13 protein-coding genes and 1 tRNA gene are annotated in these 14,910 nt (G+C 69.4%); 9 read left to right on the top strand and 5 right to left on the bottom strand.

Going from position 1 to position 14,910, the window contains the following annotated elements:
• Positions 1 to 69: 69 nt before the first annotated feature.
• Positions 70 to 157 (top strand) — tRNA-Ser (locus tag AC1MEQ_RS07170).
• Between the two features lie 98 nt (positions 158 to 255).
• Here the strand turns inward: AC1MEQ_RS07170 and AC1MEQ_RS07175 are convergent.
• Entirely contained in the window at positions 256 to 1,425 is a 1,170-nt protein-coding gene (locus AC1MEQ_RS07175; protein WP_479792515.1) for an IS1249 family transposase, read from the bottom strand.
• 268 nt (positions 1,426 to 1,693) lie between these two features.
• On the opposite strand from AC1MEQ_RS07175, the gene AC1MEQ_RS07180 reads away from it, so the two are divergent.
• The 3 genes from AC1MEQ_RS07180 (at position 1,694) to AC1MEQ_RS07190 (ending at position 3,362) form a co-directional block, all read left to right on the top strand.
• A complete protein-coding gene (locus AC1MEQ_RS07180; protein ID WP_479795256.1) occupies positions 1,694 to 2,053 on the top strand; it encodes a TA system antitoxin ParD family protein in 360 nt (119 codons plus the stop codon).
• Positions 2,053 to 2,670, top strand: coding sequence for an ATPase (locus AC1MEQ_RS07185; protein ID WP_479795258.1), 618 nt, complete (start codon positions 2,053 to 2,055; stop codon positions 2,668 to 2,670). Before AC1MEQ_RS07180 ends, AC1MEQ_RS07185 begins: the two co-directional genes overlap by 1 nt.
• A gap of 212 nt (positions 2,671 to 2,882) precedes the next feature.
• Positions 2,883 to 3,362 carry a hypothetical protein gene (locus AC1MEQ_RS07190; protein ID WP_479795260.1) on the top strand — a complete coding sequence of 160 codons (480 nt, stop codon included), beginning with the start codon at positions 2,883 to 2,885 and terminating at the stop codon, positions 3,360 to 3,362.
• Positions 3,363 to 3,397: 35 nt separating this feature from the next.
• Here the strand turns inward: AC1MEQ_RS07190 and AC1MEQ_RS07195 are convergent, their stop codons facing one another.
• The 3 genes from AC1MEQ_RS07195 to AC1MEQ_RS07205 all read right to left on the bottom strand — a co-directional run bounded on the left by AC1MEQ_RS07195 (position 3,398) and on the right by AC1MEQ_RS07205 (position 5,026).
• Positions 3,398 to 3,733, bottom strand: a complete 336-nt coding sequence (locus AC1MEQ_RS07195; protein ID WP_479795262.1) for a cupin domain-containing protein — start codon at positions 3,731 to 3,733, stop codon at positions 3,398 to 3,400.
• A gap of 76 nt (positions 3,734 to 3,809) precedes the next feature.
• A complete protein-coding gene (locus AC1MEQ_RS07200; RefSeq protein WP_479795264.1) occupies positions 3,810 to 4,226 on the bottom strand; it encodes a GNAT family N-acetyltransferase in 417 nt (138 codons plus the stop codon).
• Complete coding sequence (locus AC1MEQ_RS07205) at positions 4,223 to 5,026, bottom strand: phosphatase PAP2 family protein (RefSeq protein WP_479795265.1); 804 nt, start codon at positions 5,024 to 5,026, stop codon at positions 4,223 to 4,225. The genes AC1MEQ_RS07200 and AC1MEQ_RS07205 overlap by 4 nt, the downstream gene beginning before the upstream one ends.
• Before the next feature lie 17 nt (positions 5,027 to 5,043).
• Here AC1MEQ_RS07205 and rlmH point away from each other — a divergent pair, with 17 nt between their 5' ends.
• From rlmH to AC1MEQ_RS07230, 5 genes are all read left to right on the top strand, one after another.
• Positions 5,044 to 5,502 (top strand): 23S rRNA (pseudouridine(1915)-N(3))-methyltransferase RlmH, encoded by a 459-nt coding sequence (rlmH, locus tag AC1MEQ_RS07210; protein WP_479795267.1) that lies wholly within the window; start codon positions 5,044 to 5,046, stop codon positions 5,500 to 5,502.
• Between the two features lie 65 nt (positions 5,503 to 5,567).
• On the top strand, positions 5,568 to 10,592 hold the full coding sequence (locus AC1MEQ_RS07215; protein ID WP_479795269.1) for an Lhr family ATP-dependent helicase: 5,025 nt from the start codon (positions 5,568 to 5,570) through the stop codon (positions 10,590 to 10,592).
• A 72-nt stretch (positions 10,593 to 10,664) separates the two neighbouring features.
• On the top strand, positions 10,665 to 11,597 hold the full coding sequence (locus AC1MEQ_RS07220) for a DNA-formamidopyrimidine glycosylase family protein (protein ID WP_479795271.1): 933 nt from the start codon (positions 10,665 to 10,667) through the stop codon (positions 11,595 to 11,597).
• Between the two features lie 76 nt (positions 11,598 to 11,673).
• Complete coding sequence (locus tag AC1MEQ_RS07225) at positions 11,674 to 12,729, top strand: pseudouridine synthase (RefSeq protein WP_479796082.1); 1,056 nt, start codon at positions 11,674 to 11,676, stop codon at positions 12,727 to 12,729.
• 195 nt (positions 12,730 to 12,924) lie between these two features.
• Positions 12,925 to 14,565, top strand: a complete 1,641-nt coding sequence (locus tag AC1MEQ_RS07230; protein WP_479795273.1) for a hypothetical protein — start codon at positions 12,925 to 12,927, stop codon at positions 14,563 to 14,565.
• On the opposite strand, the gene AC1MEQ_RS07235 is transcribed toward AC1MEQ_RS07230, so the two are convergent.
• Positions 14,562 to 14,867 (bottom strand): hypothetical protein, encoded by a 306-nt coding sequence (locus AC1MEQ_RS07235; RefSeq protein WP_479795275.1) that lies wholly within the window; start codon positions 14,865 to 14,867, stop codon positions 14,562 to 14,564. The genes AC1MEQ_RS07230 and AC1MEQ_RS07235 overlap by 4 nt on opposite strands.
• Positions 14,868 to 14,910 lie beyond the last annotated feature (43 nt).

Genomic DNA, 14,910 nt, shown 5'->3' on the forward strand with positions numbered 1-14,910 from the left:
CATTCTGCTGCAGGCAGAGCGCTGCCGTTTTGGGATGACCCGACGTCGTCCGCTACAGTAGTCCAGTCTGGTGACGTGTCCGAGCGGCCGAAGGTGCAACACTCGAAATGTTGTTTGGTGCAAGCCAACGTGGGTTCAAATCCCACCGTCACCGCCAGTGAAAACCCCCGGTTCGCCGGGGGTTTTCTTCATTTCCCGGGGCGCTGTGGTGCATCCCGGGGTTATAGGCAGGAATGTGTGTATGGCCCGGGTGTGTCACGGTCTGCTTCTACCGCCCCAGCCGTGCTGGACGCCGTTGCCGTCTTCCCAACTGAATTCCTTGTCGTAGAGCGCCGGCCCGTCGGGTTCTTCCTTGATTTTTCGTTGCTTGCGTGGAGGGTCCCAGTGTTCCTGGCGCACGAGTGTCCATGGCTCCCTGGGGAATTCAGTCAGTGAATCCAATAGCCAGTTCACCGCGGTGCGGGCGTGCGCGTCAGGCATCCCGCGATGGGCGCGGAGCAATTCCTTGATGGCCTTGTTCGGACCGCCCTCCAAGGGCGAAGTAGTCCGGTGGATCTTCGCTCCACTGGCAGGCTGCAAATCGGTCTCCAGCCAGATGAACAGGTTCTCGTGTTTGATCAACGACCGGTAGAAGCCTCGAGCCCGGCGTAGCCGCTGATGGGTGTACCACCAGAGACGACTGGCAGGAACAGCGGAGGGCCGTTCAGCACCGGTACGGGCTTCGGTGCGGTGCTTGAGGAAAGCGTCCCATTTGGCCTCCCACTGCGAATAGGCGCTGATCCAGGCCGCAGCCTGCTCCTGGCTGGAGACCTTCATCAACGCCTTGGTCAGGGCCATGAGCTCCCGACCAGCGGGCAGCCTGGGGGCGAAAGTCAGGTGGCGGCGTACGGCCTGGAAGATGTGGAAATAGCACCGCTGCACGCGCGTATCCGGCCAGTAATGGCGCAATGCTGCATGCAGACCGGTCCCGCCATCGACAACGGCCACCGTCGGGGCCGGGACCCGTTCCATCAGGGCCTGCCATGAGGCTTTCTTCTCCTGGTCGCACCACTGCCAGTCCACGACATGGGAGCCGGTGAAGGCGATGAGCACGCACCAGCCGTTGAAGTACGTCCCGTCGAGCATGACCTGCTCGTGGACCTGACCCGTTGGCGCTGGCGGGGGAACCTCGACCCGCCAGCACCATCCAACCAACGCCCGGAAGGTCCTGCCGGTCCCACCACGGGAGGCCTGCGACGTGACACCGAGCAGCCAGTCCACGAAGCCAGCCAGCTGTGCTCGTCGGCTGACGTCCAGGCGCGACTGCGTGCTCGAAGCCCCGCACTGTTTGCATCGCCATCGGGTACGTCCGGCCGAGGTTTTCCCGTTCTTGACGAGCTTGGAATCGCATACACCACAACGCGGTTGGTTCGAGGCAAGAGGCACCCCACATGCTCCCAAAGCATGTGTATCCCGGCCTCACCCTACGCACGACAGGGAAGCAAGCCTCTCACGTACACACATTCCTGCCTATAACCCGCATCCCGGGGCGCTGTGGTGCATTTTTAGGTGCGGGTTCCGATCATTCCGCCCACGACCTCTGGTGCCATGCAGACCGCACCGGGATGGATCCATGGCGCACGGGAACCGTGCGGCAACTTGGATCCCGAGTGGATCAGCCATCATGCTTGTAGCACGGCGCTACAATGTGCCAATGAGCAGGACCAGCCAACCGACCCGTCTCCCCACGGACGTGTACGAGTCCGCAGTCGCGGCGGCGCTCGTCACTTCGCGCACCGTGCCGCAGCAGATCGCCCACTGGGCACGTATCGGCCGCGAACTGGAGATGTCACCGCGGGTGAACCATCGCGCAATTGCCCGGGTCCTCGCAGGCGCCGGAGCCTACGATTCACTCGGCGAGCAGGAGCAGGCGATCGTCCGCGAGGAATGGGCCGACCGGGTCACGGCACTGCGCGATGGGCTGGACTACGAAGCCGCATTCAACGCAGCAGGAGAGTCCTACTCGGAGGTAGACGAGGACGGCAACGTCGTGGTGCGCCAGGCCCGCGGCTGATGCCCCTGCTGCATCTGCTTGCCGGGCCCAACGGCGGCGGGAAGTCCAGCTACATCCGCGACACCCTGGCGCCCACCAAGAGCCTGCCGTTCATCAAGGCCGACGAAATCGCCGCCTCGCGGTGGCCCGATGCACAGGTAGGCCACGCGTACGAGGCCGCTCGGATCGCAGAGGCGCAACGCCGAGACCGGATCGCCGCGGGCGAATCCTTCATCTCGGAGACCGTGTTCTCGCACCCGGGCAAGGTACAGCTCGTATCGGACGCCGCGGATGCTGGCTATCTCGTGCATCTGCACGTGATCATGGTCCCCGTCGAACTCGCCGTCCAACGCGTACTCGAACGAGTTCGCCGCGGCGGCCATGCCGTGCCGGAGCAGAAGATTCGCGAACGCTACGAGCGGCTGTGGGAGCACATCGGCTCAGCGATCCGGATAGCCGACGTCGCCGAGGTGTTCGACAACAGCAGTGCGCGCTCTCCATTCCGGTTGTGCGCGACATACCAAAATGGTGCTCCGGTTGGCACCCCTAGCTGGCCGATTTGGGTGCCTGCCAAGCTGCGGTTGTCACCGCCTGGCCTCGCGCTGCCGCACCCTAAGGCACCACGCTCAACGGCCTGAGTGCAGCCATGTCTAGCCGTCCCACTGATCCTTCACTGGGGTAAGCTCGCACCGCCCTGGAACGGGCGCTCGTTCGAAGCCAGGAAGGTGGTTCTTACGTGGATTTACTCGGCGGTCTCAGCAGTGGCCAACTCCATCTGCTGCCCTGGGTTGCGGGCTTGGTTTTTGCGTTGGCGGCTGGAATATGGCGGCCGCGCAGAATCCATTGGATATTGCCCGGGGCGGTCCTGCTCTTTGCGGCTCTGAACGCCGTTGCGGCTGTCTACATCCTGAACCACTTCGCGGACCCGCGATGGTCCCCTGCTGCCGGACGGGCACTCAGCGCACCGCAACTGTCCGGCACCCCCATGGTGGGGCAGTTCCTCGGCCCCCTGGACACCGCCATGGACGGGGTGGTCGGCGGCGTCAACGATTTCCTGGCGTTCAAACGTGCACTGCCCGTCGCGTTGGATTTTTTGGCGACGTCCGGCTGGGCCCTCCTGCTGGCGTTCCCCTTGGCAATCGTCGCCGCGGGCATCAGTTTTTCGGCAGCCAGTCGCCGTACCGCGGAGGCCAAGAACTCCCGAGCCGCCGTGAACGAGCTCAGGACTGAACTCGACCAGGTCAATCGCCGGCTTGCCTCCCTGGAGCCCAGGGCGAGGCTGGCCCCGGCCGACAACTCCCGCCGCCAGCTTCCGCTCGACTCCAACTAATCCGGAATCAGAGCGCAATCTCCTGGCGGTCGTTGTTACCGGTCGAGTTTCGCGACCGTGAGCAACAGGACCGAGTCCTCGAGTGCCTGCACGGAATTCACGCCCGGCGGAACGACGATCAGGTCCTGATCCCGCCCCTCCCACTTCTGCTTTTCCGCGACCAGGCAGATGCGCCCCTTCAGCACCATGACCGTGGCTTCGCCGGGGTTCACGTGGTCGTCCAGCTCCTGGCCGGCGGCGAGCGCGATCACCGTTTGCCGCAGGACCTGTTCGTGGCCGCCGTAAACGGTGCTGGCGCTGCGCCCGCTGGCCACACGGTTCGCCGTCTCCAGATGCTCGCGCCCCAGCGCGGTGAGCGAAAGCTTCTTCATCGTCGACCTCCTGGCGCCATCCTACCTGCCCGACGAAGTCTGTTGTGATCCAGGGCACATTGGGAAGGGTCGTCGTTCAGAGGGAACCCGGATTCCGCTGGATCATCGCCTGCGCCCGGTGCCATCCCAGCTGGTCGTAGAAGGGGGCCACGTCGTCGTCGCACACCAGGTCGATCGAATACAGGCCTGCCAGCTCCTCCCGCATCCGCCGCACGAGCTCGCTGCCGATTCCCCGCCCCTGGGCCTCGGGAAGGACCTCGAGCCACGGGATGAACGCGGTGGCCACGCCGTCGGAAATCGCGGTGATGAAGCCGACCACCCGGCCCGCCTGGACCGCCACCAGCGCCCGGTAGCTGCTGCGCAGCACCTGCAGGTGCTTCTCCGGCGACGGCGGTGACGGCCACCCAACGAAGAACCCGTTGGCCAGATCCGTGGGGACCAGCTCGGACACGTCGGAGGTGTAGGTGGTCTCCGGTGGTGCCACGGGCGTCATGATCCGTCCTGTCTGTGGGTGCCGGCGTCGGGCGCGGAGGCTTCCAGGCGGTCCCGGCGGACGTGCCTGACCGTGTGGAAAACCCGGTGGGCCAGCACCACCAGGGCCGCCCACATCAAGCCGAGAACCCAGGCGACGGCCACGTCGGTGAGCCAATGGTGGCCGAGGTAGACACGGCTGAGCCCAATGAGCACGACGTAGGCGGCGCATCCGGCGATCATCCACGCCCGGGCCGCCCGTTTCTCCAGTTCCAGGAACCACAAGTAGGCGATGACCGCGACAATCGCGGTGGCGTTGAGCGTGTGGCCGCTGGGGAACGACGGTGACGTCTCGTAGGGCGGGATCGCATCGACCCGGTCGGGACGGGCGCGGCCGATGAGGTCCTTGCCCGCGACCGTCATGGCCAGGGACCCCAGCGCCGCCGAGACGATCAGCAGCGCCGGGCGCCAGGACCGGGAGGCGAACGTCAGGACGATGATCGCCGCCACCGCGATGATCGGCATGCCGATGGTGCCGCCGGTGTCCGTGAACCAGGTGATGACCGTGTTCAGTTCGGGGGTGCGCCAGGTCATGACCCAGGCCAGCAGGGGGTGGTCGAATCCTGCCAGGTCGTCGGCTTCGACCACCCCCTCGTAGATCTCCGCCGCCAAGGCGGTCATGACGACGACGAAGGCGGCACCGACGGCCAGCGTGATCCACATGGCGCCGTAGGGGCCGAGGCGAGACAGGAGGTGCTCCGCCGTCGTCCTCAGGGGACCTGCGGGGCGCCCATCCCGTGGGGACGCTGGATGTGGGGTCATGCTGAAAGACTAGTGGCATGTCACTGCGGATTCTGGCCATCGGGAAGAAACACGAGTCGTGGGTGGCGGACGGGATCGAGCGCTACGCGAAGCGGATGAAGAAGCCCTTCGACGTCTCCTGGCAGTTGCTCCCCCATTCGTCGCGCGAGGGCAATGCGGCGCGCACCGAGGAGTCGGCGCGCATCCTCGCCAAGGTCTCCGATCAGGACTACCTGGTGCTGCTGGACGAGCGGGGCACGAACATCGACTCGCCGTCGCTGGCGCGGACCCTGCAACGTCCGCTGGACACCTCGCGCACCGTGGTGCTGGTGATCGGTGGCGCGTACGGGGTGGACACCTCGGTGCACCAGCGCGCCGATTTCACCTGGAGCCTGTCGAAGCTGGTCTTCCCGCACCAGTTGGTCCGGCTCGTGCTGGCCGAACAGTTGTACCGCGCGCAGGAGATCGCCGGGGGGCGGCCGTACCACCACTCGTAGATGGTGGCCTCGGCACGATCGCCCTGCGGTCCAACGTGTGGGTGCTTCGGCGTAGGCTTTCAGCGATGGCAGATCAGCCCCAGGCAGCCCGCGTGCTCGAGAGGTTCACGCCCGCCACCCGCGAGTGGTTCACGGGCGCCTTTGCCGCGCCAACGACCGCGCAGCTTGGTGCGTGGGATGCCGTCTCCAGCGGCGGCAACGCGCTGGTGGTCGCGCCGACCGGTTCCGGAAAGACGCTGTCCGCCTTCCTGTGGGCGTTGGACGGGTTCATCCGCACCAGCACCGAACCGGCCGCGCTGCCGCTGGAACTGTCTCCCGCCGCGACGGGTGCGTCCAAGAAGCCCAAGGCCCCGAAGCGTCCAACGCGCGTGCTGTACATCTCACCGCTGAAGGCCCTGGGCGTGGACGTCGAACGCAACCTGCGCGCCCCGCTGATCGGCATCACGCAGATGGCCAAGCGGATCGGGCTGCCGGCCCCCGAGATCACCGTCGGCGTCCGATCCGGTGACACCCCGCAGAACGAACGCCGCAAGCTGCTCACCAACCCGCCGGACATCCTCATCACCACGCCGGAGTCGCTGTTTCTCATGCTCACCTCGCGGGCCCGGGAAACGCTGGCCGGCGTCGACACCGTGATCCTCGACGAGGTGCACGCCGTGGCCGGAACCAAACGTGGCGCACATTTGGCGGTCTCGTTGGAACGCCTCGACGCGCTGCTGGCCAAGCCGGCGCAGCGGATCGGACTCTCCGCCACGGTGGAGCCACGCAACGAGGTGGCCCGATTCCTGGGCGGGAACCGGCCGGTGGAGATCGTCGCCCCGCCGTCGGAGAAGACCTGGGACCTCACGGTCACCGTGCCGGTGGAGGACATGACCGACCTGCCCGCCGCGGCGGCGGCCCACGATCTGGGGCCAGCCACCGGGCTGCAGCCGCAGGCGAGCATCTGGCCCCATGTCGAGGAGAAGATCGTCGACCTCATCGAGGCGAACCACTCCACGATCGTCTTCGCGAATTCGCGGCGCCTGGCCGAACGCCTCACGGCGAACCTGAACGAGATCCACGAGAACCGACAGCAGCTGGAGGGCACCGGCCCGTGGGCGGTACCTGTCGAAGGCGACCCGAGCGGCTTCGGGGGCACCGCCGTCGTGCAGGGGGTCGTGCAGGGGAATGCCACCCCGGCGGCACAGCAGCCTGCACCCAAGCAGGCCCCGGCGCAGGTCATGGCGCAGGCCGGTGCCACCGCCGGTGCCGATCTGGTGCTGGCGCGGGCGCACCACGGGTCGGTTTCCAAGGACCAGCGGGCGATGATCGAGGACGACCTGAAGTCCGGGCGGCTGCGCTGCGTGGTCGCGACGTCGTCGCTGGAACTGGGCATCGACATGGGGCTGGTGGACCTGGTCATCCAGGTCGAGTCCCCGCAGTCCGTCGCGTCCGGGCTACAGCGCGTGGGCCGCGCCGGGCACCAGGTCGGGGAGGTCTCCACCGGGGTCTTCTTCCCCAAGCACCGCTCGGACCTGGTCAACACGGCGATCACGGTGGAGCGGATGCGCGCCGGGGAGATCGAGGCGCTGTCCATCCCGGCAAACCCGCTGGACATCCTGGCGCAGCAGACCGTCGCCGCGGCCGCGCTGGGCGAGGTGGACGTGGAGGAGTGGTTCGACGTGGTGCGCCGTTCCGCCCCGTTCGCGGCGCTGCCGCGCTCCGCATTCGACGCGACCCTGGACCTGCTGGCCGGCAAGTACCCCTCCGACGAGTTCGCCGAGCTGCGTCCGCGGATCATCTGGGACCGCGACGCCGGCACGCTGGCCGGCCGGCCCGGCGCCCAGCGCCTGGCGGTGACCTCCGGCGGGACCATCCCGGACCGCGGCCTGTTCGGCGTCTTCCTCATCGGCACCGAGGAGCAGGCGAACGGCGGGCGGCGCGTGGGCGAGCTCGACGAGGAGATGGTCTACGAATCGCGGGTCGGCGACGTCTTCGCGCTCGGGGCGACGAGCTGGAAGATCGAGGACATCACCCACGACCGGGTACTGGTCTCCCCCGCGTTCGGCCAGCCCGGCAAGCTGCCGTTCTGGAAGGGAGACTCGCTGGGCCGGCCCGTGGAACTCGGACGCGCGCTGGGACGGTTCCGCCGTGAGGTGGCCGGGGCCTCGGAGGAGGTGGCGACCGCCCGGCTGGGGGCGATTGGCCTGGACGCGTGGGCCGCGGCGAACCTGTCCGGCTACCTGCACGAACAGCAGGAGGCCACCGGGGTCATCCCCAGCGACACCACGCTGGTGGTCGAGCGTTTCCAGGACGAGCTCGGCGACTGGAGGGTGGTGCTGCACTCCCCGTTCGGGCTGCCCGTGCACGCCCCGTGGGCCCTGGCGGTCGGGGCCCGGCTGCACGAGCGGTACGGCATGGACGGTTCGGCGATGGCCGCCGACGACGGGATCGTGCTGCGCGTGCCCATGATGGACGACGAGCCGCCCGGCGCGGAGCTGTTCCTCTTCGACCCGGACGACCTGGACCGGATCGTCACCAACGAGGTCGGCGGCTCCGCCCTGTTCGCCTCGCGGTTCCGCGAATGCGCGGCCCGGGCGCTGCTGCTGCCGCGGCAGAACCCCGCCAAGCGCACGCCGCTGTGGCAGCAACGCCAGCGCTCTGCCCAGCTGCTGGACGTGGCCCGAAAGTACCCCTCGTTCCCGGTCATCCTGGAAACGGTCCGCGAATGCCTGCAGGACGTCTACGACCTGCCCGCCCTGCGCGGAATCGCCGCCGATCTGGAAGGGCGGGGCCTGCGGATCGTGGAGACGACCACGCGCCAGCCCTCGCCGTTCTCCCAGACGCTGCTCTTCGGCTACGTGGCCCAGTTCCTCTACGAGGGCGACTCCCCGCTGGCAGAGCGCCGGGCCGCGGCGCTGTCGATCGATCCCACGCTGCTCGGGGACCTGCTGGGGCGTACCGAACTGCGCGACCTGCTGGACCCGGACGTCATCGCGCAGACGGAAGCCGAGCTGCAGCGCCTGGCACCGTCGCGGCGGCTCAAGGGGCTCGAGGGGGCCGCGGACCTGTTGCGGCTGCTCGGTCCGCTGAGCGTGGAGGGGCTGGCCGCGCGGTTGCGGTCGGAGGATGGGCCGGGCAGTGCGTCCGGACCCGAGAGTGGTTCGGACGGCGCGGCGGAAAGCGGGCCGGAGGATGGGCCGGAAGGCGGATACGGCGAAGATGTCCCATCGAAGTCCGGGAAGTACAGGGGTGCGGACGCGGAAACCCGACACAACCCGGACGCAGTAGCCCTGCACTTCGCGGACACGTTGGTGCGCGCCAACCGCGCACTGCGGCTGAACCTCAACGGGCAGCCGGTGCTGGCGGCCATCGAGGACGCCGCCCGGCTGCGCGACGGGCTCGGGGTCCCGCTGCCGATGGGCGTCCCGCTGGCCTTCATCGAACCGGTCGCCGACCCGCTCGGGGACCTCATTGGGCGCTATGCGCGCACCCATGGGCCCTTCACCGTCGCCGAAGCAGCCACGCGGCTGGGACTGGGCCCCGCCGTCGTGCTCACCATCCTGAAGCGGCTGGCCACCGAATCGCGGGTTGTCGAGGGCGAGTTCCGTCCCGCGGACGGCGGGTCGGCGGCCGGGGTTCCGGCGGCGAGCGAGTGGTGCGATGCCGAGGTGCTGCGGCGGATCCGGCGGCGGTCGCTGGCGGCGCTACGGGCCGAGGTCGAGCCGGTGGACGATGCCACGTTCGGGCGGTTCCTGCCGGCGTGGCAGTTCGTCGGCGAGAACCTGCGCGGGATCGACGGGGTGGCCACGGTGATCGACCAGCTGGCCGGGGTTCCGGTGCCGGCGAGCGCGTGGGAGTCGTTCGTGCTGCCGGCACGGGTGCGGGACTACCAGCCGGCGATGCTCGATGAGCTCATGGCGACCGGTGAGGTGCTGTGGTCCGGGACCGGGTCGCTGGTTGGCAACGACGGCTGGATCAGCTTGCACCCGGCGGCCGATGCGGCGCTGACGCTCACCCCCGACGCGGATTTCGAACCGACCGGGCTTCAGGAGCGGATCCTCGAGGTGCTCGGCAGCGGCGGGGGCTACTTCTTCCGCCAGGTCACCGAGGGGCTCGGCGTGACCGGGCAGGACGAGGCCGTGCTGGCGGCGATGTGGGAGCTGGTGTGGGCCGGACGGATCGGCAACGACACCTTCGCTGCGGTGCGCGGGCTGCTCGGCGGCGGGAAGACCGCCCACAAGCCGCGCGGCACCACCCCGCGGGCCCGTTCGCCGCGGCTGGGCCGCATGCGGTCCCCGCGCGGACCCGGGATGCACGATGCCGGGTTGGGTGCCGGCGGACTGCGCCCGGTGGGGCCGGGGGCCCAGGCCGCCACGGGTCCGGCCCAGCCACGGGCCGCGGGACGCTGGTCGCTGCTGCCGGCCGCGGAATCCGATCCGACGCTGCGCGCCCATGCCAGCGCCGAGTTCCTGCTGGACCGCTACGGGGTGCTGACCCGCGGGTCGGTCATGGCGGAGAACGTCCCCGGTGGGTTCGGGATGCTCTACCGGGTGCTGGCCCGGCTGGAGGAGGCAGGACGGACGCGGCGCGGCTACTTCATCGAACACCTCGGGGCCGCCCAGTTCTCCGTCCCGGCCACGGTCGACCGGTTGCGCGGGCACACCCGGGACACCGACCTGGATGCCGCCGGTCTGGGTGCCGGCGGCGGGGTGAGGGTGCCGGCGGCCGTCGCGCTGGCCGCCACCGACCCCGCCAACCCCTACGGCGCGGCCCTGCCCTGGCCCGGGCTCACCCCGGAGGACGGCACCGAGGTCTCCCCCACCGGTCAGCGGCCCGGGCGCAAAGCCGGTGCCGTCGTCGTCCTGCTCGATGGCCGGCTCGGGATCTACCTGGAGCGCGGGGGCAAGACGGCGCTGGTGTTCACCGATGATCCGGCGGAGCTGGACGCCGCGGCCCGGGCCCTCGTGGCGGTGCTGCGGACCGCCCGCGTGGAGCGGATCGCGTTGGAGAAGGTGAACGGCCGGCCCGTTCCGGATACCCCGCTGGCCGCCGCGCTTCTGGCTGCGGGATTCCACTCCTCCCCCAATGGGCTGAGGTTCCGTCCGTGAGTCGTCCGGCGGCGACGGGTATAGTGTGAGCCACTCCACAAATCCGTGAGGCGACGAAGGATGTGACCGGGCGTGCCAGAGGGCGACAGTGTCTACCGTGCGGCGCGCCGCCTGGATGCGGCGTTGAGCAACCGGCCCCTGCAGACCAGTGATTTCCGCGTCCCGTCCTACGCGACCCTGAACCTGGCCTCGCACACCGTCACCTCGGTGGTCTCCCGCGGCAAGCACCTGCTCATCCGCGTCGCCGATGTCAGCATCCACTCCCACCTGTCCATGGACGGACACTGGGACGTCTACGCCCCCGGCGAGCGCTGGCGCGCCCCGGCGTTCAAGGCCCGCTGCGTGCTGAAGAACGCCGACTTCCAGGCCGTCGGCTTCGACCTCGGCTTCCTGCGCGTCATCCGCACCACCGACGAACCCGAGGCCGTCGGCCACCTGGGACCGGACCCGTTGGGCCCCTGCTGGGACCCCGAGGAGGTGCACCGTCGGCTCGGGACAATGCCGGACCGGCCGATCGCGCTGACCCTGCTGGACCAGCGGGTCATCGCCGGGCTGGGCAACATCTACCGCTCGGAGCTGATGTTCCTGCTCGGCCTGCATCCGCGCACCCCCACCGGGCAGGTCCCCGACGCGGACCACCTGATCGAACTGTCCTACCAGTTGCTGCACGCCAACAAGGACCGCTCCCGCCGGGTGACCACCACGCCGCCGATGCGCGATCAGTATTGGGTCTACGGGCGGGCCGGCCGCCCGTGCCTGCGCTGTGGGGGAACCGTCGAACACCGCAAGCTCGGCCAGCCCCGACCGACCGCCGGGCTGGGACGGGCGCCCGCGGTCCTGCCCGTCGGGCGGGCACCTGGCCTGGTGCACGACGGCGAACCGGGCAACCTCCAACTCAAGCCGCTCCCCCAGCAGACGGCCCCCGACCCCCGCGATCGCGGCATGGACCTCAACGAGCGCGACGTCTACTTCTGCCCCCGCTGCCAGCCGGACCCGCGGGCCTGACGCCCTCCGGACGCCGGCCCCGGCGCCGCCACCGGACTTCCCACGCCGGCAACCGTGGGAAAATGGTCGGATGGCCATGCAATCCCCGCTTCCCGTGCGCGACGGAGTCAACGCGACCCGCCTGCGCATCCCCCGGGAAGGCCCGTGGGCGACCGTCATGGACTACATGCTCGAACGCTTCGGCCACGTGGACCCCGAGGGCATCATCCGGCGCTTCCGGGCCGGGGAGGTCGTCGGCCTCGGCGCCGAACCCCTGACCCCCACCACGCCGCTGGGCGTGCACGACTTCCTCTGGTACTACCGCAACCTGCCCGACGAGCCGCACCTGCCGGTCAGCGAGACCATCCTGTTCCAGGACGAGAACCTGCTGGTGGTGGACAAGCCACATTTCCTGCCCACCACCCCGGGCGGGCGGTTCGTCCAGGAATCCGCCCTGGTGCGGCTGCGCAACCGGTTGGGCCTGCCGGACCTGATCCCCATGCACCGGCTCGACCGCGCCACCGCCGGGGTCATCCTCTTCTCCACCAACCCCGACACCCGCGGCGCCTACCAGACCCTGTTCGAACGCCGCCGGATCGAGAAGGAATACCGCTGCGTCTCGGCACTCCCCACCGGCTGGGATGCACCCGTGCACGACGGCGGTGCCCCCGCCGCGGGCGGGTCCCCGGCCGCGTCGGGCCCGGGCCGCCACGGGCAGAGCGTCCGCCAGTTCGGCGGGGAGCACCGTGCCACCGCCGCCGACTTCCCGCTGGAATACCGCAACCGGATGACCAAGGAGAAGGGGTACCTGCTGGCGTTGACCCAGCCCGGGGAGCCGAACGCCGAGACGCGGGTCGACCTGCTGGGCACCGGCGTGAGCGCCGGCGTCCACGCGGGCACCGCCGTCGGGCTCTTCCGGTTGCGCCCGCATTCGGGCAAGACCCACCAGCTGCGCGTGCACATGGCGGCCCTGGGCCTGGGCATGGTGAACGACCCGTTCTACCCGGACCTGCTGGACAAGGCGCCCGACGACTTCACCCGGCCATTGCAGCTGCTGGCGCACTCGATATCGTTCACCGACCCGCTCTCCGGGGCCCCGGTGACCTTCACGTCGGAGCGCACCCTGGACGAATCCCCGGGCCCCATCCGCTGAGTCCGCGATCGTGTCGCCGGTGTTACCTCCATTCGGCTGAGGTAAACGGCCATGTGGGGATCACAATCCGGCCACAGCCTCATGGAGCACGCGTCGACGTCCCTCGAGCCACGTACCTCATTGGGTACTCTTAACGTGGTGGTGTTGGGAGGAATCATTGCCAAGGCAATTAGCGGTTAAAGGGGATTCCACGTCATGACAGAAACACGCCAGGATACTTCGGCTGCCTCCGGGGCGCTGGAGCGACTGCGTGCCTCCCAGCCCAGTTCCCCGGCACCCACCGCCTCCGATGGTGCGCCGGCCGGCACTTCTTCCGTCCCCCGATCCCCACGCGCCGAGGAGGAGGCCGCCAAGCCGGCTGCCGGATCAGGTGCCGGTGCCGGTGCCGGTAGTGGCAGCGGTAGTGCGCCCCGGCCGGCCGGACTGCCGCCGAAGCCGCTGCGCTCCCCGGAGGGTGCCAGCGACGTCGACTCGGCCGCTTCCCGCCATCTCGCGGCACCGGGCACGCACGGCCGGGTGGACGACGAGAACGCGACCACCCGCCTGAACACCTGGCTCGATGGGCTGGAATCACCCGATTGGCGGGAACTGGGTTCCAAGGCGAAGGCGACGACCCGGGAAGCCATCGCCACGCAGCGTGCCAACGCACGCCGGCGGGCCAACGCCCGCGAGACGGCCCGGCAGGAGAAGGAAAAACTGCGTGCCGAGCGCCAAGCCGCCGAACGCGCCGAAGCGGATGCCGCGGCGGAACGCCAGCGCGCCGCCGAGGAGGCTGCCAGGAAGGCCGCCGAGGAGGAGGCCGCCCAGCAGGCTGCGGAAGAGGCCGCCGCCCGTGCCGCGTCATCCAGCGCAGACCTGGAGTCGCTGGTGGAGAGCGCGCGTGAAGCCATCGTCGACGCCGCGGCCCACCCGATTCCACGATCGGCCGAGGAACTGCGCAACACGAGCTCGTTCTGGGTCGACGACGAGGGCCCGATCTACGTTCCGCCCTACAACCTGCCCGCCCGCGACCCGGATCCGGAAGAGACCCGGGAGGACCTGGTGCGCCGGGTCGTCGTCTCGGTCGTCGCCGTCCTGTCGCTGGCGCTGGGTTTCCTCGGGCTGGGCTGGTTCGGCGGGCCCACCGCACATTCCGACGCGGATTCCCCGTTCCGCCCCCGGACCGCCCTGCTGGCCCCGGGCATCGACTCGTTCATGATCTGGGGCGTGCTGTTCATCTGGATCGTGCTCTACGCCATCTACCAATGGCATCCGAGCCAACGCTCGTCGTACCGGCAGCGCGAGATCGGCTATCTCACCGCCGGCGCCGGGTTGCTCGGCGCCTTGTGGTTGCTGTGCGCCCGTGCGTCACTGGTCTTCCTCTCGGTGGTGGTGGCGCTGGCGTTGACGACGGTGCTGGTCTATGCCGTCCGGCGCATGAACCAGCGCACGGCACGATCGACCATGGAGCGCGTCTTCGTCGACGGCCCGGGGGCGCTGTACATGGGGTGGGCCCTGGTCCTGCTGCCCGCCACCCTGAGCATCGCCCTGACCCGTTCCGGGTTCAGCCTGCTGCTGCCCGCCTCCTGGTGGGGCGTGCTGGTCATCGTGGGGGCCACGTGGGCCGCCGCGACGATGTCCATGTCAGAACGCGGCCGCATCGTGCTCGCCCTGGGCTTTGCCTGGGGGCTGTTCTGGATCATGCTCGACCGGTTGATCGGCCCGCTGTTCTCCACCCCGGTGGCCATCATCTGCGGCCTCTGCGCCTTCATCGTGCTCCTGGCGACGGAGAACCGCAGGTACCAGATCGGCCATGCCGAACGCCGTGCCGAGCGGGGCCAGCGCACCGAGTTCTAGACCGGGGACCAACGTCCGCGGACCCGGCGCAACACCACGAGGTGCTGCGTCCGCGCCACCCCTTCGACCTCGGCCCGCATCAAGGCCGCCGCCGAGCGCGCGGCCCGGGCATCGGCGTCGTATTCCTCCTCCTCGACGGTGAACCGCAAGGTGATGCGCGGGATACCGCCGACGATGTCGAGCTGGTTCGCCTCCACATGGTGACGGGTTGCCAGGGCGGCCTTGGCGGTGTCCATCACCGCTTCGGGCGGGTGGCCGCCGCGCAGGGCGAGGATGTTCAACTGGACGCGGAAGGAAGGCACTGACCCAGCTTAGGGCGGGTCGGTACCACCGGGGAAAGCCGGC

Source organism: Arthrobacter sp. ASL1 (assembly GCF_056680475.1).

Bases quoted from the DNA above. Each gene is read 5' to 3' on its own strand.
- rlmH (WP_479795267.1), top strand. From the start codon at position 5,044: ATGTCACTGCGGATTCTGGCCATCGGGAAGAAACACGAGTCGTGGGTG.
- AC1MEQ_RS07225 (WP_479796082.1), top strand. From the start codon at position 11,674: ATGCAATCCCCGCTTCCCGTGCGCGACGGAGTCAACGCGACCCGCCTG.
- AC1MEQ_RS07230 (WP_479795273.1), top strand. From the start codon at position 12,925: ATGACAGAAACACGCCAGGATACTTCGGCTGCCTCCGGGGCGCTGGAG.
- AC1MEQ_RS07180 (WP_479795256.1), top strand. From the start codon at position 1,694: ATGAGCAGGACCAGCCAACCGACCCGTCTCCCCACGGACGTGTACGAG.
- AC1MEQ_RS07205 (WP_479795265.1), bottom strand. From the start codon at position 5,026: ATGACCCCACATCCAGCGTCCCCACGGGATGGGCGCCCCGCAGGTCCC.
- AC1MEQ_RS07215 (WP_479795269.1), top strand. From the start codon at position 5,568: ATGGCAGATCAGCCCCAGGCAGCCCGCGTGCTCGAGAGGTTCACGCCC.
- AC1MEQ_RS07200 (WP_479795264.1), bottom strand. From the start codon at position 4,226: ATGACGCCCGTGGCACCACCGGAGACCACCTACACCTCCGACGTGTCC.
- AC1MEQ_RS07185 (WP_479795258.1), top strand. From the start codon at position 2,053: ATGCCCCTGCTGCATCTGCTTGCCGGGCCCAACGGCGGCGGGAAGTCC.
- AC1MEQ_RS07195 (WP_479795262.1), bottom strand. From the start codon at position 3,733: ATGAAGAAGCTTTCGCTCACCGCGCTGGGGCGCGAGCATCTGGAGACG.